The organism is Pseudoxanthomonas koreensis (assembly GCF_010093225.1).
Lineage (GTDB): Bacteria > Pseudomonadota > Gammaproteobacteria > Xanthomonadales > Xanthomonadaceae > Pseudoxanthomonas > Pseudoxanthomonas koreensis.
This window is the reverse complement of record NZ_PDWM01000027.1, coordinates 21,206-42,719: the sequence shown is the minus strand read 5'-3', so window position 1 is coordinate 42,719 and position 21,514 is coordinate 21,206. Positions and strand designations below refer to the sequence as shown.

The following is a 21,514-nucleotide window of genomic DNA, read 5'->3' as shown; positions in this document are numbered from 1 at the left end:
CGCCGCGTGGGTCGTGCGGCGGGTCCGGAAGGGAGTGGAAGAGGGTAGCGCGCCGGCCCGCGGGCGGCCAGCGACGGCCGCGGACCGGCCCTTGCATTTAATTAAACCTGGAATAAATATGCGCCATGGCCCGCGATCCGCAGCCCCCCCGGCGCAGGAAGACCACCGGGGCCGCGACACCCGTCCGCGCCCCGCGGCGCGGCCGCGGCCGGCCCGCCGCCGATGCGCCCGAACTGCGCCCGCGCCTGCTCGATGCGGCGCTGGCCTGCTACGCCGGCAACGGCATCGCCGCGACCTCGCTGCGCGACATCGCGCGCCAGGCAGGGGTTACCCCGGCGCTGCTGCACTACTACTTCGGCGACCGCGCGCAGCTGCTCGACGCGGTGGTCGAGGAGCGCATCCTTCCGGTCATGGCGGGCGTGCATGCGGCGGTGGCCGATGCCGGCGACGATATCGGCGCGCTGGTCGTGGCCTTCGTCGATGGCATGGCCGCGACGATCGCACGCCACCCGTGGCTGCCGCCGCTGTGGGTGCGCGAGGTGGTGAGCGAGGGCGGCGCGCTGCGCGGCCTGCTCAGCGAGCGCATCGCGCCCTCGATCGCACGGCTGGTGGCGCAGCGTTTCGCCGCGGCGCAGGCGCGCGGCGAACTCAATCCGGCGCTCGACCCGCGCCTGCTGATGGTCTCGCTGGTCGGCCTGACCCTGTTTCCCGCGGCCGGCGCGCCGATCTGGCAGAAGCTGTACGACGCGACCGACCTGGGCGTCGACGATCTGCGCAGGCATGCGCTGGCGCTGCTGCACCGTGGACTGGAGTTGCCCCATGCCTGAGCGCAAGCCCTGGATTCCCCTCGTCGCCTGCCTGCTGCTCGGCGCCTGCCGCGCCGACCCGCCGCAGGCGCTGGGCACCCGGGAATGGGACCGGGTGACCCGGCCGGCGCCCGCCGCCGAGCGGATCCTGCGCATCGAGGTGCGCGAAGGCGAGCAGGTCGCCGCCGGCACGCCGCTGCTGCAGCTGGAACCGGCCACCGGCCAGGCCGAACTGGCCGCGCTGCAGGCCCAGGCGCAGCGGAGCGGGCAGGCGCTGCAGGAACTGCGCACCGGTCCGCGCGAAGAGGACATCGCCCAGGCCCGCGCCAACCTGGCCAGCGCCCGCGTCCTGGCCCAGGACGCGCAGACCTACTACGAACGCCTGCGGCCGCTGGGTGATCGCCAACTGGTTGCCGCGGCGGTGGTGGACCGCGCCCGCGCCGACGCCTCCAGCGCCGCCGCGCAGGCGCGCCCGGCCGAGGCCGCGCTGCTGGAGCTGGAGCGCGGCACCCGGGTCGGGCAGGTCGCCCAGGGCGAGGCCGCGCTCGCCGCCGCCCAAGCGCAGGCGCAGGCCCGCGCGGTGACGCTGGACAAGCTCGACGTGGTCGCGCCGCGCGCCGGCCGCGTCGAAAGCCTGCCGTACAAGGCCGGCGACCAGGCCCCGGTCGGTGCGCCGCTGGCGGTGCTGCTGGTCGGCGAGGCGCCGCATGCGCGGGTCTACATCCCCGAGCCGCTGCGTGCCGGGGTACAGGTCGGCCAGCGCGCCACGGTGCGGCTGGGCGCGGACGGCGGGCGCAGCTTCGAGGGGCGGGGACGCATGGTCCGCAGCGAACCGGTGTTCACCCCCTACTACGCGCTGACAGGGAAAGACGCGGCCCGGCTCAGCTACCTGGCCGAGGTGCAGCTGGAAGGCGAGGGCGTGGCGGAACTGCCGGCCGGGCTGCCGCTGCGCGTGGAGTTCGATGGCCAGCGCTGAGCCGCTGCCGGACGGCCGCGATGGCGCGGTGCAGGAGATCGCGATCCGCGCGCGCGGACTGACCCGGCGTTTCGGCGCGCTGGTGGCGGTGGACCATCTCGACCTGCAGGTCCCGCGCCGCCACGTCTACGGTTTCCTCGGGCCGAACGGTTCGGGCAAGTCGACCGCCATCCGCATGCTGTGCGGCCTGCTGACGCCCAGCGAGGGCGAGATCGAGGTACTGGGCCTGCGCGTGCCCGAGCAGGCCGAGGCGCTGCGTGGCCGGATCGGCTACATGACCCAGAAGTTCTCGCTGTTCGAGGACCTGACGGTGCGCGAGAACCTGGAATTCCTCGCCGCCGTCCAGGACCTGCCCGGGCCGCGGGCGCGGCAGCGGATCGACGCGCTGGTCGAGCAGTCCCGCTTCGGCGACCGCCAGCGGCAGCTGGCCGGGACCCTGAGCGGCGGGCAGAAGCAGCGCCTGGCCCTGGCCGGCGCGGTGATCCACGAACCGGAGCTGCTGTTCCTCGACGAGCCGACCAGCGCGGTCGACCCGGAATCGCGGCGCGACTTCTGGGAAAAGCTGTTCGAACTGGCCGACGCCGGCACCACGCTGATGGTGTCCACCCACTACATGGACGAGGCCGAACGCTGCCACCGGCTGGCGATCCTCGACCGCGGCGCGCTGGTGGCCGACGGCTCGCCCGCCGAGCTGACCGGTGCGCTGGCGGGGCGCACGCTGCTGGTCGAGGCGCGCGACCCGCGGCGCGCGAAGCAGGCGCTGTTGGCCGTTCCCGGCGTGGCCAGCGTGGCCCAGATCGGCAACAGCCTGCGCGTGCTGCTGGACCGGGCGGACGCGGCGGCCGATGCCGGCGCGGCGCTGCAGCGGGCCGGCGTGGCCGCTGGCGTGGAGCCGTCCACGCCGAGCCTGGAGGATGTCTTCGTCGCCGCCACGCGTGGCCGCGCAGCCGCCGGGGACGCGGCATGAAGCTGCGCAGGCTGCAGGCGGTCATGCTCAAGGAGCTGCGGCAAATGCGCCGCGACCGGATCACGCTGGCGATGATCGTCGCCATGCCGGTGATGCAGCTGCTGCTGTTCGGCTACGCGATCAACACCACCCTGCGCGACCTGCCGGTGGGCATCGTCGACCAGGCCGGCACCAGCGCCTCGCGCGCGCTGGTGATGGACATGGTCGCCACCACCGTGGTCCGGCCGGCGCGCTTCGAGCAGGCGCCGCAGCAGGCGATGGACGCGATCCGTCGTGGCGAGTACGGCATCGGCATCGTCGTCCCGCCGGACTTCGAGCGCCGCCGCGCCGAAGGCCGCGAGCAGGTCCAGGTGCTGGTCGATGCCAGCGACACCGCGACCCAGGCCGCGGCCGCGCAGCTGGCGCAGGTGCCGGTGGAAGACGCGCCGCGCACGTCGTCCCCGGCCACCCGCGCCCTGTCCCAGGCACCCATCAGCGTGGTCGCCTTCTACAACCCCGAGCGGCGTTCGGCGGTGAGCATCGTGCCGGGCCTGATCGGGGTGATCCTGACCATGACCATGGTCCTGTTCACCGGCGTGTCGATCGTGCGCGAGCGCGAGCGGGGCAACATGGAACTGCTGATCGCCACGCCGGTGAGCAGCACCGAGCTGATGGTGGGGAAGGTGCTGCCCTATGCCGCCATCGGCCTGGTGCAGACCACGATGGTGCTGGGGCTGGGCATGTGGCTGTTCGACGTCCCGCTCAACGGCAGCGTGCTGGATGTGTACCTCGCCGCCGTGCTGCTGATCCTCGCCAACCTGACCCTGGGCCTGCTGATTTCCACCCGCGCCAGGTCGCAGTTCCAGGCCATGCAGATCACCTTCTTCGTGTTCCTGCCCTCGATCCTGCTGTCGGGCTTCATGTTCCCGTTCGCGGGCATGCCGGTGGCGGTCCAGTGGCTGGCCGAGGTGTTGCCGCTGACCCATTTCCTGCGCCTGGTGCGCGGCATCATGCTGCGCGGCGCCAGCCTGTGGGAGCTGTGGCCGGACGTGCTGGCGCTGGTGGCCTTCACCACGGTGATGATGGCCGCGGCGATCCTGCGTTTCCGCAAGCGGCTGGACTGACCTCCGCCGGGGTCAGGCGCCGGCGTCGCTCGTGGCCACCCGTCCGCGCAGCGAATTGGTCAGCGCTTCGGTGATCACCACGTCGACGAACTGGCCGACCAGGCGCGGATGGCCAGCGAAGTTCACCGAGCGCATGTTCTCGGTCTTGCCGGTCAGCTCGTCCGGGTTCTTCCTCGAAGGGCCCTCGACCAGCACCGTCTGCACCGTGCCGACCATCGCCCGCGAAATCGTGGCCGAATGCGCGTTGATGTGCCGCTGCAGCCGCTCCAGCCGCGCGTGCTTGATCGCGTCGGGGGTGTCGTCTTCGAGGTCGGCCGCGGGCGTGCCCGGGCGGCGCGAGTAGATGAAGGAGAACGACTGGTCGAAGCCCACGTCCTCGATCAGCTTCATGGTCTTGTCGAAATCGGCGTCGGTCTCGCCGGGGAAGCCGACGATGAAGTCCGAGCTGATCGAGATATCCGGCCGCACCGCACGCAGCTTGCGGATCTTCTGCTTGAACTCCAGCGCGGTGTAGCCGCGCTTCATCGCCGACAGCACGCGGTCGCTGCCGGCCTGCACCGGCAGGTGCAGGTAGTTGGCCAGCTGCGGCACGTCGCGGTAGGCCTCCACCAGCGAGTCGGAGAACTCCAGCGGGTGCGAGGTGGTGAAGCGGATCCGGCCGATGCCCTCGACCTGGGCGATGGTGCGGATCAGCAGGCCGAGATCGGCGAAGTCCCCGCCTTCGCCCATGGGGCCGCGGTAGGCGTTGACGTTCTGCCCGAGCAGGTTGACCTCGCGCACCCCCTGCGCGGCCAGCTGCGCGACTTCGACCAGCACGTCCTCGAACGGGCGGCTGACCTCGGTGCCGCGGGTGTAGGGCACCACGCAGAACGAGCAGTACTTCGAGCAGCCTTCCATGATCGAGACGAACGCGCTCGGGCCCTCGGCGCGTGGCTCGGGCAGGCGGTCGAACTTCTCGATCTCCGGGAAGCTGATGTCCACCTGCGGCCGGTCCTGCTCGCGGCGGGCGCGGATCAGCTCGGGCAGCCGGTGCAGGGTCTGCGGGCCGAACACCAGGTCCACGTACGGCGCGCGCTTGACGATCGCTTCGCCCTCCTGCGAGGCCACGCAGCCGCCGACGCCGATGATCACCTCGCGGCCGCGGCCCTTCAGCGCCTTCCAGCGGCCGAGCTGGCTGAACACCTTCTCCTGCGCCTTCTCGCGGATCGAGCAGGTGTTGACCAGGACCACGTCCGCCTGCTCGGGGTCGTCGGTCAGCTCCAGGCCCTCGTGCTCGGCCAGCACGTCGGCCATCCGCGCCGAGTCGTACTCGTTCATCTGGCAACCGTGGGTCTTGATGTAGAGCTTGCCCCGGGCCCCCCCGGGGATGGCGCGCGGGGCGGCGCCCGGCAGCGGGACCAGGACGGGGGCAGGGGAGTCGACGGGCGCGATGGCGGCGTCCGGACGGGCGTCCGGCGTGGCGTTCATCCCGGTCATGGCGGTTAATCCAGGCGGGCAGGGGCGCGCATTGTAAGCCCGGATCACCGCGGCGGACGGCCGATCCGTGCCGCCGGGCACGTTTTTCCGCTTGTCGGACAATGGCTTGGCAATAGCTGGGGAAGCCGGGATACTCCGCGCCATGAAGGGGTTGTTGGGGAACGTGGGCGCCATGCTGCTGGCGCTGGCTGCCTTGCCGGCCAGTGCGGGCACGCTGTACCGCTGCGTCGGCGCCGACGGGGTCCCGGCGTACGTGGCCAAGCGCGTGCCCGGCTCGAAGTGCGAGGTCTCCACCCGCTACACCCCGGACCGCAGCCGCCCGCGCACGGCCAAGGTCGCGCCGCCGCCAGTGGCAGCCCCGGTCGCGACCACCGTGGCCACCACCCCGGCCACCGCCCCGGCCACCGACGGGCCTGCGCTGATGACCCCGGCAGTGCACCGCTCCGACGCGATCGCCCCGCCTCCGGTGCCGGCCGCGCGCGCGGCCGCGCCGCGCCGGGTCAGCGGCCAGGTCTATTCGTACATGCAGGACGGCGTGCGCCACTTCAGCAGCCGTCCGCCGACCCGCGGGACGGCCGCCGGACCGGTGCGCACCATCGCCTACAGCTACATCGAGAAGTGCTACGCCTGCGCGGTCAATCCTGGCGTCAGCTTCGCCACCGTCCGCCTCAACACCGTCTCCTACCAGGCCGAGATTGCCGCCGCGGCGCGCGAGTTCGGGGTTGAGGAGGCGGTCGTGCGGGCGATCATCCATGCCGAATCGGCGTTCAACCCCGCCGCGCTGTCGCATGCCGGGGCGCAGGGGCTGATGCAATTGATGCCGGCCACCGCGCGCCGGTTCGGGGTCGCCGACAGCTACGACGCCAGCCAGAACATCCGCGGCGGGGTCCAGTACCTGGCCTGGCTGCTCAAGCGTTTCAACGGTGACCTGACCCTGGCCGCGGCCGGCTACAACGCCGGCGAAGGCGCGGTGGACCGCTACCAGGGCGTGCCCCCGTACAGCGAAACCCAGCGCTACGTGCAGCGGGTCGGCACGCTGGCCGAGCGCTATCGCGGCGTGCAGGCCGCGCGCTGACGCGTGGTCCGGCGCACCGGCGCCATTGTCGGCCCGTTAAGCCATCCGCTACACTTCGGCGTCTTTCGCGGCCGGACCGTCCTCCGACGGGCCCCTGCCGTAGGCAGCCAACGCTACCAGCAGAAGATTTTCGGAGTGCCGGATGGCCAACGATGATGTCCACAAGCCCGTGAATGCGGGCCGACGCCGGTTCCTGACCGCCACCACCGTTGCGGTGGGCGCCGTCGGAGCCGGCTTCGCCGCAGTCCCGTTCATCAAGTCGTGGAACCCCAGCGCCCGGGCCAAGCTCGCCGGCGCCCCGGTCACCGCCGACATCAGCGCCCTGCAGGAAGGCCAGCGCCTGATCCTGGAGTGGCGCGGCCAGCCGATCTGGATCGTCAAGCGCTCCAAGGCCATCCTCGACGCCCTGCCGACCCTGGACGGCCACCTGCGCGACCCGCAGTCGGAGAACCCCGACCAGCAGCCGGCCTACGTGCTGGCCGCCAACCCGGAGCTGCGCTCGCTCAAGCCGGAGATCTCGGTCCTGGTCGGCCTGTGCACCCACCTGGGCTGCTCGCCGGAGATGGCCGCCGAGATCCGCCCCGAGCCGTTCGACCCGGAATGGAAGGGCGGCTACTTCTGCCCCTGCCACAAGTCGCGCTTCGACATGGCCGGGCGCGTGTTCCAGGGCGTGCCGGCGCCGACCAACCTGGTCGTGCCGCCGCACCATTACGCCGACGACAACACGATTGTCGTGGGCGTCGATCCGCAGGGGGCGTAAGCGATGGCGAACATCTTCACCCGCACCGCCACCGGCGCGATGGACTGGGTCAACGCGCGTGCACCGGCGCTCATGCCGATGTACCGCAAGCACATGACCGAGTACTACGCGCCGAAGAACTTCAACATCTGGTACATCTTCGGCGTGCTGTCGATGGTGGTGCTGGTCAACCAGATCGTCACCGGCATCTTCCTGACGATGCACTACAAGCCGAGCGCGGCGGAAGCCTTCGCCTCGGTCGAGTACATCATGCGCGACGTGGAGTGGGGCTGGCTGATCCGCTACATGCACAGCACCGGCGCGTCGATCTTCTTCATCGTCGTCTACCTGCACATGTTCCGCGGCCTGATGTACGGCTCCTACCAGAAGCCGCGCGAGCTGGTGTGGATCCTGGGCATGCTGATCTACCTGGTGCTGATGGCCGAGGCCTTCATGGGCTACGTGCTGCCGTGGGGCCAGATGTCGTTCTGGGGCGCCAAGGTGATCATCTCGCTGTTCGGCGCGGTGCCGGTGATCGGCCAGGGCCTGACCGAGTGGATCATGGGCGACTACCTGCCCTCCGACGCCACCCTTGGCCGGTTCTTCGCCCTGCACGTGATCGCACTGCCGCTGGTGCTGCTGCTGCTGGTGGTGCTGCACCTGGGCGCGCTGCACGAAGTGGGCTCGAACAACCCGGACGGCGTGGAGATCAAGAAGGGGCCGAAGGGCAACCGCTGGTCGCCGACCGCGCCGGCCGACGGCATCCCGTTCCACCCGTACTACACGGTGAAGGACACGTTCTACGTGTTCGCGATGCTGATCATCGCCTCGTTCGTCATCTTCTTCGCCCCGGCGTTCGGCGGCTGGTTCCTCGAGCACGACAACTTCACCGAGGCCAACCGCCTGGTGACGCCCGAGCACATCAAGCCGGTGTGGTACTACACCCCGTTCTACGCGATGTTGCGCGTGGTGCCGGACAAGCTGGGCGGCGTGCTGGTGATGTTCGGCGCGATCATCGTGCTGTTCTTCCTGCCGTGGCTGGACCGCGCCAAGGTCAAGTCCTACCGCTACCGCGGCTGGCTGTCGTGGGTGCTGCTGCTGGCCTTCGCCTTTACCTTCGTGTGGCTGGGCAAGATCGGCGCCGGCCCCGGCACCGATCCGGTGGAGACGGTCATCGGCCGGTTCCTGACCGCCTATTACTTCCTTTTCTTCCTGACCATGCCGCTGTGGACCAAGCTGGACAAGACCAGGCCGGTGCCGGAACGGGTGACGACGCATGACTAAGAAGTGGATTGCCCTGCTGGCCTCCGCCGCCACCGGGCTGCTGTTCTCCGCCGCCGCGCTGGCCGCCTCCGGCGGAAACCTGCTGCAGGCCGGCAACGACCTGTCCGACCAGGCCTCGCTGCAGCGCGGCGCGCAGCTGTACATGAACTACTGCTCCGGCTGCCACTCGTTGAAGTTCCTGCGCTACTCGCGCATGGCCGACGACCTGGGGCTGACCGAGGAAGAGGTGATGTCCAGCCTCAACTTCACCGGCGCCAAGTTCGGCGAGCAGGTCCAGGTGACCATGCGCGATGCCGACGGCACCGAGTGGTTCGGCAAGATGCCGCCGGACCTGAGCCTGATCTCGCGTGTGCGCGGCAGCGACTGGCTGTACACCTACCTCAAGTCGTTCTACCTGGACGAGTCGCGGCCGCTGGGCTGGAACAACCAGCTGTTCCCGAACGTGTCCATGCCCAACCCGCTGTGGGAGCTGCAGGGCCTGCAGCATGCCGAGTTCGGTGAGCCCGACGCGGCCGGCACCCGCCATCCCGAGCGGCTGATGGTCACCTCGGCCGGGCGCCAGTCGGCGGCCGACTTCGACCAGTCGGTGCGCGACATCACCAATTTCCTCGAGTACGCCGGCGAGCCGGCCGCGCTGAAGCGGCAGGCGCTGGGCGTGTGGGTGATCCTGTTCCTGGTCGCGCTGACCTTCCTGGCCTACCTGCTCAAGCAGGAGTACTGGTCGGACGTGCACTGAAGCCGGCGCGTCCTTCGGGGCGCGTGCGTGCCACGGGCCAGGGCCGGGGTCTTCCCGGCCTTGCGCTTTTCCGGCGCGGCCCGGCACACTCGGGGAAATGTGGCGACTGCCGGCGAGGGGCCTGGCAGCGTCGGTACGGCCGGCGGATTCCGGCCGTCTCGGAGGCCTAGATGGCGGCGAGCGTGCGCATGCGCAATACCCTGACGTTGTTCTCCTCGGTCGATGATGTGCTCTGCCACCGGGTGCGCCTGGTCCTCGCGGCCAAGGGTGTCACCTACGACCTGGTCCCGGTGGACGCGCAGAACCCGCCCGAGGACCTGATCCACCTCAACCCGTACCACTCCGTGCCGACCCTGGTCGAGCGTGAGCTGGTGCTGTACGCCGCGTCGGTGGTGAGCGAGTACCTGGACGAGCGCTACCCGCACCCGCCGCTGATGCCGGTGGACCCGCTCTCGCGGGCGAGGCTGCGCCTGGCGATGCTGCGGATCGAGCACGACTGGGTGCCGCAGGTGCAGGCGATCCAGCTGGGCAACCGGCAGCAGGCCGAGGCCGGGCGCAAGCGCCTGAAGGAACTGCTGACCGAATCGCTGCCGCTGTTCCGCGCCAGCAAGTTCTTCCTCAACCCCGAGATGAGCCTGGCCGACTGCGCGATGGCGCCGATCATCTGGCGCCTGCAGGCGCTGGACGTGCCGCTGCCGAAGGACGGCAAGCCGATCGAGGACTACGGCAACCGGATCTTCCGCAACCCGGGGTTCCTGCGCAGCCTCACCGACCAGGAAAGGAAGCTGCGCGAGATGCCGGGCTGACCGGCGTAGACTGGGCGCATGAGCGATGAAGCGCCGCGCATGACCAGCTACCGCCCGTACCTGCTGCGGGCGCTGACCGAGTGGATCAACGACAACGGCATGACCCCGCACATCCTGGTGGATGCGGGCGTGCCGGGCGTGCGCGTGCCGCCCGGGTCGGTGCGCGAGGGCAAGGTCGTGCTCAACATCGCCGACCGCGCCGTGGCCGGGCTGCACATGGACAACGAGTGGATCGGCTTCACCGCCCGCTTCGGCGGCGTCAGCCAGCCGGTCAGCGTGCCGGTGGGCGCGGTGCTGGCGGTGTACGCGCGCGAGACCGGCCAGGGCATGGTCCTGCCCGAGGAAACCGGCGCCCCGCATCCGCAGGAAGGCGACCACGACGAAGCGCCCGGCGCCGAAGGCCACGACGGCCCCGAACCCCCGCCCGCCGGCCCGGCCGACCCCCCGCCCCGCAAGCACCCGCACCTGCGCGTGGTCAAGTAGCGCGCTACGCGCCCGGGTCGCGTCCCTCGAACGGGATCACCCGCGCGCCGGTCGACGGCCCCACGAACGACACCAGCCGGTCCCCGCGCAGGACCAGGCGCCCGACGTGGCGCTCGACCCCGTCGTGCGAATAGTCGAAGCGGAAGCTGCGCTCCAGCCCCAGCCAGCCGTCCTCGCGCCGGTACAGGCGCATGCCGCTGGCGTGCACGCTCTGGTCCAGCCACTGCACGTCGGCCGCGGCACAGGCATCGCGGCCGAGCACTTCGGCGCGTTCGGCGGCCGCGCGCGCGGCGTTCCACCACGCGGCTGCGGCGGCGCCGGCGATCATCAGCAGGATCAGGCTGGGCATGCGCGCACTGTAGCGGATGCCATCGCGGCGGCGCACGCATGCTGCACGGCCGGCACGCCTCCGCGGATCAGTCGTCCTCCGGTGGCTCGGGTGGCACGCCGGTCGGCTGCGTCGGCGCGGGCGCCGGTGCCGGCGTGGCTGTGGGAGGCGGGGCCGGTGCAGCCGCCGCAGGAGCACGCCACGCTGTTGCCGGAGTGGTAGCTGGCGAGGTTGCCGGTGCACTGGACGGCACCTGTACCTGCGGGGCTGCGGCCGGAGGGGCCGGAGCAGCTGGTGCTGCCACTGCCGTCGCGCCCGGCGCCTGCGTGGGCGGCGACGGAAGCGTCGCCGGTGATGCCACCCGGAAGTAGCTGCCCAACTGTGATTGCGGCTTGAGCCTGAGCAGCACGGCCCAGTCGCGGTGGTTGAAGCTGCACGCAGCCGGATCGCCCGGGCGGCAGTACGCCGCTGCCCTGGCGGCGTCCTCCGCGCCGGCGTAAGCCGCCTGTCCGCCGCGATCGTCGGCCGCATAGACCGGCGTGCCCGGCGCCGCCCGTGCCGGCGCGCGCAGCGCCGAGGCCAGCAGCCGGCCATCGCGGTCCAGCGGCAGCTTGCGCATCACCACCGAATTGAGCACGTTGCCGCCGACCAGGTACAGCTTGCCGTCGCCATTGAAGCTGGCGGCGACCACGATCTCGCAGTGCGATTGCGTCGGCATGCGCCCGCCGCCGCCCAATGCCTGGCGCAGGCCTTCCGCGCCGAGGCCCTCGTCGCTCGACCTGAGGAAGCACAGCAGGTCGCCCGGCGCCGGCCGGGACGAGAACGGGTCGGCGTACAGGTAGGGACTGCCCTGCGGATCGCGCCAGGCGCGGGCGATGTAGTCGATGTGTCGCGGCGACCCGCCGAAGCCATACAGCGGCGAGCGCGCCATCACCCATGAGATGAAGGCGGCCGACCACGGGTTGTCGACGATGAAGGCGCGACAGTCGTTGTCCGCGTCGCGGCTGGCGTACGCGTACTGGCAGCTGGATGCGCCCGGGGTGGCGGCCAGCGAGGAAAGCGTGCCGCTCTCGCGCCAGTAGCGCACGACCTGGCGCCAGGCGGGGGTGGAACCATCGGCCAGTCGCGTGCGTTCGGCCTCGGTCACTCCCAGCGAGAGCAGCCGGCCGTCGGTTTCGATGAAGGCGTCATACCACTGCCGGTGTTCCTGGCAGGCGGTGCGGACGATCGCCGCCGCCGTGCGCCCCGCCGCGGCGGCGGCCGCGGAGTTGCACACGTCCGCGGTCGGACCGACCAGGCCCGGCGCCATCTGCGCACGTGCCGGCAGCGGCCACGTCGCGACCGCGACCGCGATGGCAGCGGCAGCCGCGAGCACGAACTTCCGTGGCAGCAGGATCCAGTGGTGGCTTCGCATCGCGTGGCGTCCTTTCCCCGGGCCCGGATCGAGCTTAGCCGCTGCCGGTGCAGGTGGCGTGAGCCCGGCCGCGCAAGCATCGCCGCAGGAACAACGCAGCGCACGGCCCCCTGCGGCCACCATCCGCACCGCCGGCCCTTCTGTAGGAGCCCGCATGAGGGCGACCCGACGCCGTCGGAAGGCACCGTGTCGGCAGGAAACAGCAGGCCCCGGAAGCGCCGCGTTCAAAGCCGCTGCGATGAGCGGCCCGGGGTCGCCCTCATGCGGGCTCCTACAGAGGAGCCGGCGGCGGGCCCAGCTTCATCGACAGGTCGATGGCGCGCACGTGCTTGGTGAGGCCGCCGATGGAGATGAAGTCCACCCCGTCGGCGGCGATCGCGCGCAGCCCGGCCAGGTCCACGCCGCCGGAAACCTCCAGCGGGATGCGGCCGTCGAACGGCGCCGAGCGGGCGATGCGCACCGCTTCCCGGCGCTGCTCCGGATCGAAGTCGTCGATCAGCACGCGGTCGCAGCCGGCGGCCAGCGCCTCGCGCAATTGCTCCAGGGTCTCCACTTCCACGATCAGCGGCAGCGCCGGCTGCGCGGCGCGCGCGCTGGCGATCGCGGCAGCCACCGAGCCGGCGACGCGGACGTGGTTCTCCTTGAGCATCACCGCGTCGTACAGGCCGATGCGGTGGTTGCCGCCGCCGCCGGCGCGCACCGCGTACTTCTGCGCCAGGCGCAGCCCGGGCAGGGTCTTGCGCGTGTCCAGGATCACCGTGCCGGTGCCGCGCACCGCGTCCACGTGCGCGGCGGTGGCGGTGGCGGTGCCGGACAGGGTCTGCAGGAAGTTCAGCGCGGTGCGCTCGGCGCTGACCAGGGCGCGACTGCGGCCCTCGAGCAGGGCCAGCACGGTGCCGGCGGCCACGCGCTGGCCCTCGGCCACGCGCCAGTCGATCTGTACCCCGGGATCGAGCATGTGGTGGCAGGCGTCGAACCACGGCCGGCCGGCGACGACCGCGTCCTCCTTGCACAGCAGGTAGGCGCGTTCGGGCACGTCGGGCAGCAGCGCGGCAGTGACGTCGCCGTTGCCCAGGTCCTCGGCCAGCGCGCGGCGGACGTCGTCCAGCACGCCGGCCGGGTCGGGCGGCACGGGCGCGTTCGCCGCGGCCTCCGGCTTCGGGGCCGGGTGGCGGTCCGGCGCGGGCACGCGGTCGGGCGGGACGGGCAGCGGCATGCCGCCGGCCTCAGGCGGACGGGAAGCCGGCCACCTGCGCGGTGGCCAGCGCTTCCTCGGCCAGCAGCACCGGGATGCCGTCGTCGACCCGGTACACCTGGCGGCGGTCGCGGGTGACCAGCGCCTCGCGCAGCGGCTCGGCCTGCGCGCTGCCATCGGCCCGCTGCACCTGGCCGGCGGAGATGGCGCGGTTCAGCGCTTCCAGGCCGCGCGGTTCGAGCAGCGCCAGCGGCTGGCGGGTGTCGGGCGAGCACAGCAGGTCGAGCAGCTTGCGGTCCATGGCGGGCGGGGCGGGTCGCGGGGAAGGTGGCTAGAATACGGCCTCGCCACCGAGGACGGCCATGCCAGCCCAGCCCAACCCGACCGCAGCCCCCCTGATCGGCGTCGTCATGGGGTCACGCTCCGACTGGGAAACCATGCAGCACGCCGTGCAGAAGCTCGACGCGCTGGGCGTGCCGCACGAGGTCAGGGTGGTGTCCGCGCACCGCACCCCGGACGTGCTGTTCGAATACGCCGCCAGCGCCCGGGCGCGCGGCCTGCGCGCGATCATCGCCGGCGCCGGCGGGGCGGCCCACCTGCCGGGCATGCTCGCGTCCAAGACCGCGCTGCCGGTGCTGGGCGTGCCGGTGCAGAGCAAGGCGCTGAATGGCATGGATTCGCTGCTGTCGATCGTGCAGATGCCGGCCGGGATCCCGGTCGCGACCTTCGCCATCGGCAATGCCGGCGCGGCCAACGCCGGCCTGTTCGCCGCCGCGCTGCTGGCCGCCGACCACCCCGCGATCGCCGCCGCACTGGACGCGTTCCGCCAGCGCCAGAGCGACGACGTCATCGCCCACGACGACCCGCGGCAATGAACGCTGGCATCGCGCCTGCCCGCGCCGCGGGCCCGTACGCAATACACGTGCGCCGGGTGGCGGCATGAACCGCCTCACCGTCGGCATCCTCGGCGGCGGCCAGCTGGCGCGCATGATGGCGCTGTCCGGCGCGCCGCTGGGCCTGCGCTTCCTGGTCATGGACACCGTGGCCGACGCCTGCGCCGGCCAGTTCGCGCCGCTGCTGGTCGGCGACTACCGCGACGAGGCCGCGCTGGGCGAGTTCGCCGCGCGGGTCGACGTGGCTACCTTCGATTTCGAGAACGTGCCGGCCGAGAGCGCCGAATGGCTGTCCGCGCGGGTGCCGGTGTTCCCCAGCCCGCGCGCGCTGGCAGTGGCGCAGGACCGGCTGGCCGAGAAGACCCTGTTCCGCGAGCAGGGCATCCCGGTGCCGGCGTTCGCCGCCATTTCCAGCCGCGAAGAACTGGATGCGGCGCTGGCCACCGTAGGCGTGCCGTGCATCCTCAAGACCCGCCGCCTGGGCTACGACGGCAAGGGCCAGTTCCGGATCCGCGCGCTGGCCGACGCCGACGCGGCCTGGGACGCGCTGGGCGCGCAGGCGGCGACCGTCGGCCTGATCGTCGAGGCCTTCGTCCCGTTCGAGCGCGAGCTCAGCGTGGTCGCCGTGCGCGGCCGCGACGGCGAGTTCCGCACCTGGCCGCTTACGGAGAACTGGCACGTCGACGGCGTGCTCTCGGCCAGCCTGGCGCCGGCGCGCGCCGATGCCGCGCTGGCGGAGACCGCGATCGGTTACGCGCGCCGGCTGGCCGAGCGGCTGGACTACGTCGGCGTGTTCGCGCTGGAGCTGTTCTGCCGCGACGGCGTGCTGCTGGCCAACGAACTGGCGCCGCGCGTGCACAACTCCGGGCACTGGACCATCGAAGGCGCCGAGACTTCGCAGTTCCAGAACCACCTGCGCGCGGTGCTGGGCCTGCCACTGGGCGACACCGGCGCGCTGGGCCATGCCTGCATGCTCAACTGGATCGGTGCGATGCCCGCCGCCGGCGCGGTGCTGGGCGAGCCCGGCGGCCACTGGCACGACTACGGCAAGGAACCGCGCGAAGGACGCAAGGTCGGCCACGCCACCCTGCGTGCCGACGCGCCGCAGGCGCTGGCGACAGCGCTGGAGCAGGTGGGTCGCGCATTGGGCCGCGAAGCCCAGGTCGCCCCGCCCGTGGCCGCATTGCGCGGCGCCTGAGCCCCTTCTGTAGGAGCCCGCATGAGGGCGACCCTGCGTCGGGAACGTGGGGTTCAACGCGTGCCTTCCGGATCGATCGCGTTGAGCGTGGTGCCGGGACAGGGCGTCGGGTCGCCCTCATGCGGGCTCCTACAAAAAAACGCGGGAAGGCAGCCGGCTAGACCAGCCGCTTCCCGGCCGCCTCCCAGTCCACAACCTTCCAGAACGCCTCCAGGTACTCGGCGCGCGCGTCGCGGCGGTCCAGGTAGTAAGCGTGTTCCCACACGTCGCAGGCCAGCAGCGGCACGTCCGCGCCGGTCAGCGGGGTGGCGGCGCCACGGGTGGCGACGATCCCGGGGTTGCCGTCCGGGTGCTGCACCAGCCACACCCAGCCCGAACCGGGCAACGCCAGCGCCATCCGGGTGAACTCCTCGCGGAAGCGGGTGAAGTCGCCGTACTGGCGCGCCAGCAGTTCGGCCAGGCGGCCGCCCGGCTCGCCGCCGCCGCGCGGCGACAGGCAGGTCCAGTAGAAGCCGTGGTTCCAGGCCTGCGCGGCCTGTTCGGCCAGCCGCCCGCGGGCCTGGCGCACCACCTGTTCCAGCGCCAGCTCCTCCAGCCCGGAGCCTTCGAGCAGCCGGTTGGTCTCCTCGACGTAGGCCCGGTGGTGGCTGCCATGGTGCAGCTCCAGGGTCGCGGCGGGGATGTGCGGCTCCAGCGTGGCGTGGGCGTAGGGCAGGGCGGGCAGTTCGATCGGCATGGCTTCGCAGGCAGGGGCGACGGGAGGCGGCCGCGTCGGCGGGGCCGCGCGCAGGGCTACAATTGCGCTTTCAGTCTAGCCGACCCGGGGCCGTGTCCCGGCGTCCAGGAGAGTTGCAGTGGCGGTGATGGAGCGCATCCAGGCCGAGGTCGAGGGCCATCCGATCGTGCTGTTCATGAAGGGCACCCCGGCCTGGCCGATGTGCGGTTTCTCCGCGCGCGCGGTGCAGGCGCTGCAGGCCGCCGGCGCCGAGGCGCTGCACACGGTCAACGTGCTCGAGGAGCCGGAAGTGCGCGCCAACCTGCCGCGCTATTCGAACTGGCCGACCTTCCCGCAGCTGTTCCTGCACGGCGAACTGATCGGCGGCTGCGACATCACCCTGGAGCTGCTGGAGTCCGGCGAGCTGCAGCGCCTGGTCAGCGAAGCGCAGAGCCAGTGAGCCTGCTCGGACTGCCCACCGCCGCGCCGCGCCCGCTGGCCGGCCGCGTGATCCTGCTCGCCGGCGCCCACGGCGGCCTCGGCGCCGCCGCGGCGAAGGCCTGCGCCGCCGCCGGCGCGACCCTGGTCCTGCTCGGCCGCAAGGTGCCGAAGCTCAACCGCGTGTACGACGCCGTCGCCCAGGCCGGCCCGGAGCCGCTGCTGTATCCGCTGGACCTGGAAGGCGCCACGCCCGACGCCTACGCCGAGCTGGCCGAACGCATCCAGGCCGAACTGGGCCGCCTCGACGGCGTGCTCTGCTGCGCCGCCGAGTTCCAGGGGCTCACGCCGCTGGAGCACATGGACCCGGCGGTGTTCGCCCGTGCCCTGCACGTCACCCTGACCGCGCCGTGGTGGCTGGTCCAGGCCTGCCTGCCGCTGCTGCGGCAGGCGCCGGATGCGGCGGTGGTGTTCACCCTCGACGACCCGGCCCGGGTCGGCCAGGCCTACTGGGGCGGCTAGGGCGCGGCCCAGCACGGCCTGCGTGCGCTGGTGGGCATGCTCGCCGCCGAACTGGCCGGCACCTCCGTGCGCGTGGCCGGGCTGCAGCCCGGGCCGATGCGCACGCCGTTGCGCGCCCGCGCCTATGCCGACGACCTGGCCGCGGACCTGCGCGATCCCGATACGTACGCAGGTGCCTGCGTCACCCTGCTGTCGCCGGCCGGCGCGGCGCACCGTGGCAGCGTCTGGGCCCCGTCGCCTGTGGAGGGCATGGCATGACGATCCTCTCCGCCACGCTGCTGCTGTTCCTGATCCTGGACCCGCTCGGCAACGTGCCGGTGTTCCTGAGCGTGCTCAAGCCGCTGTCGCCGCAGCGGCAGCGCGTGGTGATCGCGCGCGAACTGCTGATCGCGCTGGCGGTGCTGATGCTGTTCCTGTGGTGCGGCAAGTTCGCCCTGGAGGCGATGCACCTGCGCCAGGAGTCAGTGTCGATCGCCGGCGGCATCGTCCTGTTCCTGATCGGCATCCGCATGATCTTCCCGCGCCCGGAAGGGCTGATGGGCGAGATCCCCGACGGCGAGCCCTTCATCGTGCCGCTGGCCATCCCGCTGGTCGCCGGCCCCTCCGGCATGGCCGCGGTGATGCTGCTGGGCAGCAAGGAACCGGAGCGGCTGGGCGAGTGGAGCCTGGCCCTGCTGCTGGCCTGGGCGGCCACCGCCGCGATCCTGCTGGCTTCGCCGCTGCTGTACCGGCTGCTGGGCCGACGCGCGCTGGCGGCCGTCGAGCGGCTGATGGGGATGCTGCTGGTGGCCATTTCGGTGCAGATGCTGCTCGATGGCCTCGCCGCGTACCTGACGACGGCGGCATGACCGTTGCGAGTCCGTGGCGGCCGTCCTTCGGCCAATCCAGACGGAAAAGGCAATGGACGTATGGGGTTGCCTTCTGCTGCACCGCAATAGATTTTTGTCACGTCGCCGTCACACTTCGCTCCTAGCATGTTAATCTGGTGTTAACCCCTGTGACCCGCTCGCAGGGAAGCCACCGCCGTCCGCATGGGCTCCCGCCCGATCGCCACTCCAATCCCGAGGCTCTTCCATGACTGATTCCCGTCGACTCCGGATGTCCAAGCTCACCCTGGGCCTGGTCGCCGCACTCGCCGCCGCTCCCGCTTTCGCGCAGAGCACCTCCGCCGGTGTCGGCGGCGTGGTCACCGGTACCAGCGGCCAGCCGGTCGCCGGCGCCGAGGTGACCATCACCCACGTCGAATCGGGCACGGTCAGCCGCGCCACCACCGATGCCAGCGGCCGCTTCAGCGCCCGCGGCCTGCGCGTGGGCGGCCCGTACACCGTCACCATCACCAAGCCGGGCGAAGGCACCAAGACCGAAGAGGGCGTGTTCCTGGGCCTGAACCAGGTCGGCGTGGTCAACGCCACCCTCGGCGGCGACATCGCCACGCTGGAAGGCGTGACCGCGGTCGGCGTCGCCGGCGGCTCGCAGGTGTTCAGCGCGTCCAAGATGGGCGCCGGCACCAACGTCACCCTCGAGCAGATCGAGACGCTGCCGTCGATCAACCGCAATATCCAGGACTTCGTCCGCCTCGACCCGCGCATCAGCCAGTCCGACAAGGCCCGCGGCGAGATCTCGGTGGGCGGCCAGAACCCGCGCTACAACGCGATCCGCATCGACGGCATCAACACCAGCGATACGTTCGGCCTGGAATCGAACAACTTCCCGACGATCCGCCAGCCGGTGTCGATGGATGCCATCGAGGCGATCAACGTCGACATCTCCAACTACGACACCACCATCACCGGCGCCACCGGCGCGGTGATCGACGCGGTCACCAAGTCCGGCACCAACGAGTTCCACGGTTCGGTCTACGGCGTGTACCGCGATGCCGACATGGTCGGCGACAACCCGACCAGCGGCGCGCCGTTCACCGGCTTCAACGACGAGCGGACCTACGGCGCCACCTTCGGCGGCCCGATCCTGAAGGACAAGCTGTTCTTCTTCGTGAACTACGAGAAGTTCGAGCGCGACCGCGCCGCCTCCTCGTTCGGTCCGATCGGTTCTGACGCCACCAACATCGTCAATATCACCCAGGCGCAGATCGACGAGGCCAAGCAGATCGCGCAGGACGTCTACGGCGTGGACATCGGCAGCACCGATGCGCCGAGCAGCACCAAGCAGGAGATCGAGGAGTACGCCGCCAAGATCGACTGGAACATCAGCGAAGACCACCGCCTCTCCGCCCGTTTCTCCAAGCTCGAGCAGGTCGACCCGATCCTCGCCGGTTCCAGCAATACCTCGCTGAGCTTCGACAGCCGCTGGTACTCCATCGTCAAGAACGTCGACACCTCGGTGGTGCAGCTGTTCAGCGACTGGTCCGACAACTTCACCACCGAGTTCAAGATCGGCCGTCGCACCTACGATTCGCTGAGCAACGTCAATGCGCGCCTGCCCGAAGTCAGCATCGGCTTCGGTACGGCCAACGACCCGGACCTGGCGGCGGCGCCGTACCTGAACTTCGGTACCGACCAGTTCCGCCACGGCAACGAGATCCGGACCACCACCGACACCGCGTTCGGCGCGGCGAACTGGTACGTGGGCGACCACACCGTGAAGTTCGGCTTCGACTACGAAGAGAACGACGTCTTCAACCTGTACGCGCAGAACATCTGGGGCAGCTACAGCTTCGCCAACCTGGATGCCTTCCGCAACGGCGAGTACGGCTCGTACACGCTGAACGCGCCGGTGCCGGGCAACAGCATGGATTCGGTCGAGATGCGCTACCGGCACCGCAACACCGGCCTGTTCGTGCAGGACAGCTGGGCGGTCAACTACAACCTGACCCTGCTGTTCGGCCTGCGCGCCGACCTGCCGGACCTGGATGACGTGCCGGTGCACAACCTGCTGGTGCAGGAAGTGTATGGCCTGGACAACCGCAACACCCTCGACAACGCGCTGATCCAGCCGCGCTTCGGCTTCAACTACGCCTTCGACGGCGAGCGCCCGGCCCAGCTGCGCGGTGGCGTGGGCCTGTTCCAGGGTGCCGCGGCCAACGTGTGGGTGGGCAACTCCTACCAGAACACCGGCTTCGGCCTGATCGGCTACAACGCCTTCCCGAGCGGCATCACCGGCGTCAGCCAGGCCAACCGCGAGCTGATCTGGGCCAGCCTGCCGGTGACCATGGATCCGGACAACCCGACTACGCCGGCGCCGGCGGCGGGCTACAGCATGATGGTCAACCTCATGGAGGATGACATCGAGCAGCCTTCGGTGTGGAAGGCCAACCTGGCATTCGACACCGAGCTGCCGTGGCACGGCATCGTCGCGTCCGCCGAGCTGTTGCTGACCAAGGTCAACAACGCGCTGCACTTCGAGCGCCTGGACCTGGGCACCCCGACCTACACCAATGGCGTCGACGGTCGCAACCTGTACTGGCGCAACCTGTACGGCACCGCCAGCGGCACGCGCGCCAACGGTGGCACCTACAACGGGCTCACCATCGCCCAGATCGCCGACACCATCCCCGGCTACGAGAACGTGACCGGCTGGCATGGCGACGGCGTGGTGCTGATGAAGAACACCGACAAGGGTCGCTCGACGCAGTTCACCGTCGGCCTCGACAAGCCCATCGTCGATACCTGGGGCTGGTCGCTGTTCTACACCTACACCAATGCCACCGAGGTCAGCCCGCTGACGTCGTCGCGCGCGATCTCCAACTGGTCGAACAAGGCGATCTTCGATCCCAACGAGGACGTGGCCGCGCAGTCGAACTACGAGATCCGGGATCGCATCCTGGGCACGCTGTCGTTCCGCAAGGCGTTCTTCGGCGACAACTACACCACCTTCTCGGCGATCTACGAAGGCCGTTCGGGCACGCCGGTGAGCTGGCGCTACCTCAACGACATGAACGGCGACGGCTACACCAACGACCTCCTGTACGTGCCCTCCGGCCCCGGCGACGTGCTGTTCAGCGGCGGCGCGGCGATGGAGGCCTCGTTCTTCGAGTGGCTGGGCCGCAATCCCGCCCTGGCGCGCTACCAGGGCCAGGTCGCCGAGCGCAACAGCGATCGCAACCCCTGGGTCAACAACCTCGACATCCGCATCAGCCAGGAACTGCCGGGCTTCTTCAAGGGGCACAAGTCGGAGATCTGGCTGGACGTGATGAACGTGGGCAACCTGATCAACAAGGACTGGGGCCACATCGCGTACCAGACGCCGTACAGCGACATGCGCGCGGTGCGTTTCGTCGGCCTCGACCAGGCCACCGGCAAGTACGTCTACAACTTCGATCCGAACGCGGTGTTCACCCGCTTCCTGACCGTGCCGGAATCGCAGTGGTCGCTGCAGGTGGGCCTCCGCTACAGCTTCTGAT

The 21,514-nt window shown here is 70.9% G+C and carries 21 protein-coding genes and 1 pseudogene; 16 read left to right on the top strand and 6 right to left on the bottom strand.

Going from position 1 to position 21,514, the window contains the following annotated elements; translation table 11 throughout:
- The first annotated feature begins 125 nt into the window (after positions 1 to 125).
- The 4 genes from CSC64_RS09540 to CSC64_RS09525 are packed head-to-tail and all read left to right on the top strand — an operon-like array spanning position 126 to position 3,852.
- A complete protein-coding gene (locus CSC64_RS09540) occupies positions 126 to 827 on the top strand; it encodes a TetR/AcrR family transcriptional regulator (RefSeq protein ID WP_162435085.1) in 702 nt (233 codons plus the stop codon).
- On the top strand, positions 820 to 1,782 hold the full coding sequence (locus tag CSC64_RS09535; RefSeq protein ID WP_162435084.1) for an HlyD family secretion protein: 963 nt from the start codon (positions 820 to 822) through the stop codon (positions 1,780 to 1,782). The genes CSC64_RS09540 and CSC64_RS09535 overlap by 8 nt, the downstream gene beginning before the upstream one ends.
- Before the next feature lie 43 nt (positions 1,783 to 1,825).
- Complete coding sequence (locus CSC64_RS09530; protein WP_162435090.1) at positions 1,826 to 2,749, top strand: ABC transporter ATP-binding protein; 924 nt, start codon at positions 1,826 to 1,828, stop codon at positions 2,747 to 2,749.
- On the top strand, positions 2,746 to 3,852 hold the full coding sequence (locus tag CSC64_RS09525) for an ABC transporter permease (protein ID WP_162435083.1): 1,107 nt from the start codon (positions 2,746 to 2,748) through the stop codon (positions 3,850 to 3,852). Before CSC64_RS09530 ends, CSC64_RS09525 begins: the two co-directional genes overlap by 4 nt.
- A gap of 12 nt (positions 3,853 to 3,864) precedes the next feature.
- On the opposite strand, the gene miaB is transcribed toward CSC64_RS09525, so the two are convergent.
- Complete coding sequence (gene miaB, locus CSC64_RS09520) at positions 3,865 to 5,319, bottom strand: tRNA (N6-isopentenyl adenosine(37)-C2)-methylthiotransferase MiaB (protein ID WP_162435089.1); 1,455 nt, start codon at positions 5,317 to 5,319, stop codon at positions 3,865 to 3,867.
- A gap of 151 nt (positions 5,320 to 5,470) precedes the next feature.
- On the opposite strand from miaB, the gene CSC64_RS09515 reads away from it, so the two are divergent.
- From CSC64_RS09515 to CSC64_RS09490, 6 genes are all read left to right on the top strand, one after another.
- The gene (locus CSC64_RS09515; protein ID WP_162435082.1) at positions 5,471 to 6,403 is read left to right on the top strand and encodes a lytic transglycosylase domain-containing protein; all 933 of its coding nucleotides are present in this window, start codon (positions 5,471 to 5,473) and stop codon (positions 6,401 to 6,403) included.
- Between the two features lie 142 nt (positions 6,404 to 6,545).
- Entirely contained in the window at positions 6,546 to 7,163 is a 618-nt protein-coding gene (gene petA / locus CSC64_RS09510) for a ubiquinol-cytochrome c reductase iron-sulfur subunit (RefSeq protein ID WP_162435081.1), read from the top strand.
- A 3-nt stretch (positions 7,164 to 7,166) separates the two neighbouring features.
- A complete protein-coding gene (locus CSC64_RS09505; protein WP_162435080.1) occupies positions 7,167 to 8,426 on the top strand; it encodes a cytochrome b in 1,260 nt (419 codons plus the stop codon).
- Entirely contained in the window at positions 8,419 to 9,162 is a 744-nt protein-coding gene (locus tag CSC64_RS09500; RefSeq protein ID WP_162435079.1) for a cytochrome c1, read from the top strand. Before CSC64_RS09505 ends, CSC64_RS09500 begins: the two co-directional genes overlap by 8 nt.
- A 170-nt stretch (positions 9,163 to 9,332) precedes the next feature.
- Positions 9,333 to 9,968 carry a glutathione S-transferase N-terminal domain-containing protein gene (locus CSC64_RS09495; protein WP_162435078.1) on the top strand — a complete coding sequence of 212 codons (636 nt, stop codon included), beginning with the start codon at positions 9,333 to 9,335 and terminating at the stop codon, positions 9,966 to 9,968.
- Positions 9,969 to 9,986: 18 nt separating this feature from the next.
- The gene (locus CSC64_RS09490) at positions 9,987 to 10,451 is read left to right on the top strand and encodes a ClpXP protease specificity-enhancing factor (RefSeq protein ID WP_162435077.1); all 465 of its coding nucleotides are present in this window, start codon (positions 9,987 to 9,989) and stop codon (positions 10,449 to 10,451) included.
- Positions 10,452 to 10,455: 4 nt separating this feature from the next.
- Here CSC64_RS09490 and CSC64_RS09485 read toward each other — a convergent pair whose 3' ends face one another.
- The 4 genes from CSC64_RS09485 to CSC64_RS09470 form a co-directional block, all read right to left on the bottom strand.
- Entirely contained in the window at positions 10,456 to 10,800 is a 345-nt protein-coding gene (locus CSC64_RS09485) for a DUF3301 domain-containing protein (RefSeq protein ID WP_162435076.1), read from the bottom strand.
- A gap of 67 nt (positions 10,801 to 10,867) precedes the next feature.
- Positions 10,868 to 12,193: a DUF2272 domain-containing protein gene (locus CSC64_RS09480; protein ID WP_162435075.1), complete on the bottom strand. Its 1,326-nt coding sequence runs from the start codon at positions 12,191 to 12,193 to the stop codon at positions 10,868 to 10,870.
- Between the two features lie 271 nt (positions 12,194 to 12,464).
- Complete coding sequence (gene nadC, locus CSC64_RS09475) at positions 12,465 to 13,409, bottom strand: carboxylating nicotinate-nucleotide diphosphorylase (protein ID WP_162435074.1); 945 nt, start codon at positions 13,407 to 13,409, stop codon at positions 12,465 to 12,467.
- Between the two features lie 10 nt (positions 13,410 to 13,419).
- A complete protein-coding gene (locus tag CSC64_RS09470) occupies positions 13,420 to 13,689 on the bottom strand; it encodes a Trm112 family protein (RefSeq protein ID WP_162435073.1) in 270 nt (89 codons plus the stop codon).
- 61 nt (positions 13,690 to 13,750) lie between these two features.
- Here CSC64_RS09470 and purE point away from each other — a divergent pair, with 61 nt between their 5' ends.
- Both purE and CSC64_RS09460 read left to right on the top strand, forming a co-directional pair.
- Positions 13,751 to 14,263, top strand: coding sequence for a 5-(carboxyamino)imidazole ribonucleotide mutase (purE, locus tag CSC64_RS09465; RefSeq protein WP_162435072.1), 513 nt, complete (start codon positions 13,751 to 13,753; stop codon positions 14,261 to 14,263).
- Between the two features lie 64 nt (positions 14,264 to 14,327).
- Positions 14,328 to 15,479 carry a 5-(carboxyamino)imidazole ribonucleotide synthase gene (locus CSC64_RS09460; RefSeq protein ID WP_162435071.1) on the top strand — a complete coding sequence of 384 codons (1,152 nt, stop codon included), beginning with the start codon at positions 14,328 to 14,330 and terminating at the stop codon, positions 15,477 to 15,479.
- Positions 15,480 to 15,636: 157 nt separating this feature from the next.
- On the opposite strand, the gene CSC64_RS09455 is transcribed toward CSC64_RS09460, so the two are convergent.
- Positions 15,637 to 16,215 carry a superoxide dismutase gene (locus CSC64_RS09455; protein ID WP_162435070.1) on the bottom strand — a complete coding sequence of 193 codons (579 nt, stop codon included), beginning with the start codon at positions 16,213 to 16,215 and terminating at the stop codon, positions 15,637 to 15,639.
- A 118-nt stretch (positions 16,216 to 16,333) separates the two neighbouring features.
- On the opposite strand from CSC64_RS09455, the gene grxD reads away from it, so the two are divergent.
- From grxD to CSC64_RS09435, 4 genes and pseudogenes are all read left to right on the top strand, one after another.
- Positions 16,334 to 16,654 (top strand): Grx4 family monothiol glutaredoxin, encoded by a 321-nt coding sequence (grxD, locus tag CSC64_RS09450; protein WP_162435069.1) that lies wholly within the window; start codon positions 16,334 to 16,336, stop codon positions 16,652 to 16,654.
- 2 nt (positions 16,655 to 16,656) lie between these two features.
- Positions 16,657 to 17,412 (top strand): annotated as a pseudogene (locus CSC64_RS09445) (SDR family NAD(P)-dependent oxidoreductase).
- Positions 17,409 to 18,002 carry a YhgN family NAAT transporter gene (locus CSC64_RS09440; protein WP_162435068.1) on the top strand — a complete coding sequence of 198 codons (594 nt, stop codon included), beginning with the start codon at positions 17,409 to 17,411 and terminating at the stop codon, positions 18,000 to 18,002. The pseudogene CSC64_RS09445 and the gene CSC64_RS09440 overlap by 4 nt, the downstream one beginning before the upstream one ends.
- 250 nt (positions 18,003 to 18,252) lie before the next feature.
- Positions 18,253 to 21,513, top strand: a complete 3,261-nt coding sequence (locus CSC64_RS09435; protein WP_238389920.1) for a TonB-dependent receptor — start codon at positions 18,253 to 18,255, stop codon at positions 21,511 to 21,513.
- The last annotated feature ends 1 nt before the right edge of the window (position 21,514 follow it).

What these genes read in the sequence shown, in the direction of transcription:
- CSC64_RS09540 (WP_162435085.1), top strand. Translation starts at nt 126, where the DNA reads ATGGCCCGCGATCCGCAGCCCCCCCGGCGCAGGAAGACCACCGGGGCC.
- CSC64_RS09535 (WP_162435084.1), top strand. Translation starts at nt 820, where the DNA reads ATGCCTGAGCGCAAGCCCTGGATTCCCCTCGTCGCCTGCCTGCTGCTC.
- CSC64_RS09525 (WP_162435083.1), top strand. Translation starts at nt 2,746, where the DNA reads ATGAAGCTGCGCAGGCTGCAGGCGGTCATGCTCAAGGAGCTGCGGCAA.
- miaB (WP_162435089.1), bottom strand. Translation starts at nt 5,319, where the DNA reads ATGAACGCCACGCCGGACGCCCGTCCGGACGCCGCCATCGCGCCCGTC.
- CSC64_RS09515 (WP_162435082.1), top strand. Translation starts at nt 5,471, where the DNA reads ATGAAGGGGTTGTTGGGGAACGTGGGCGCCATGCTGCTGGCGCTGGCT.
- petA (WP_162435081.1), top strand. Translation starts at nt 6,546, where the DNA reads ATGGCCAACGATGATGTCCACAAGCCCGTGAATGCGGGCCGACGCCGG.
- CSC64_RS09505 (WP_162435080.1), top strand. Translation starts at nt 7,167, where the DNA reads ATGGCGAACATCTTCACCCGCACCGCCACCGGCGCGATGGACTGGGTC.
- CSC64_RS09500 (WP_162435079.1), top strand. Translation starts at nt 8,419, where the DNA reads ATGACTAAGAAGTGGATTGCCCTGCTGGCCTCCGCCGCCACCGGGCTG.
- CSC64_RS09495 (WP_162435078.1), top strand. Translation starts at nt 9,333, where the DNA reads ATGGCGGCGAGCGTGCGCATGCGCAATACCCTGACGTTGTTCTCCTCG.
- CSC64_RS09490 (WP_162435077.1), top strand. Translation starts at nt 9,987, where the DNA reads ATGAGCGATGAAGCGCCGCGCATGACCAGCTACCGCCCGTACCTGCTG.
- CSC64_RS09485 (WP_162435076.1), bottom strand. Translation starts at nt 10,800, where the DNA reads ATGCCCAGCCTGATCCTGCTGATGATCGCCGGCGCCGCCGCAGCCGCG.
- CSC64_RS09480 (WP_162435075.1), bottom strand. Translation starts at nt 12,193, where the DNA reads ATGCGAAGCCACCACTGGATCCTGCTGCCACGGAAGTTCGTGCTCGCG.
- nadC (WP_162435074.1), bottom strand. Translation starts at nt 13,409, where the DNA reads ATGCCGCTGCCCGTCCCGCCCGACCGCGTGCCCGCGCCGGACCGCCAC.
- CSC64_RS09470 (WP_162435073.1), bottom strand. Translation starts at nt 13,689, where the DNA reads ATGGACCGCAAGCTGCTCGACCTGCTGTGCTCGCCCGACACCCGCCAG.
- purE (WP_162435072.1), top strand. Translation starts at nt 13,751, where the DNA reads ATGCCAGCCCAGCCCAACCCGACCGCAGCCCCCCTGATCGGCGTCGTC.
- CSC64_RS09460 (WP_162435071.1), top strand. Translation starts at nt 14,328, where the DNA reads ATGAACCGCCTCACCGTCGGCATCCTCGGCGGCGGCCAGCTGGCGCGC.
- CSC64_RS09455 (WP_162435070.1), bottom strand. Translation starts at nt 16,215, where the DNA reads ATGCCGATCGAACTGCCCGCCCTGCCCTACGCCCACGCCACGCTGGAG.
- CSC64_RS09440 (WP_162435068.1), top strand. Translation starts at nt 17,409, where the DNA reads ATGACGATCCTCTCCGCCACGCTGCTGCTGTTCCTGATCCTGGACCCG.
- CSC64_RS09435 (WP_238389920.1), top strand. Translation starts at nt 18,253, where the DNA reads ATGTCCAAGCTCACCCTGGGCCTGGTCGCCGCACTCGCCGCCGCTCCC.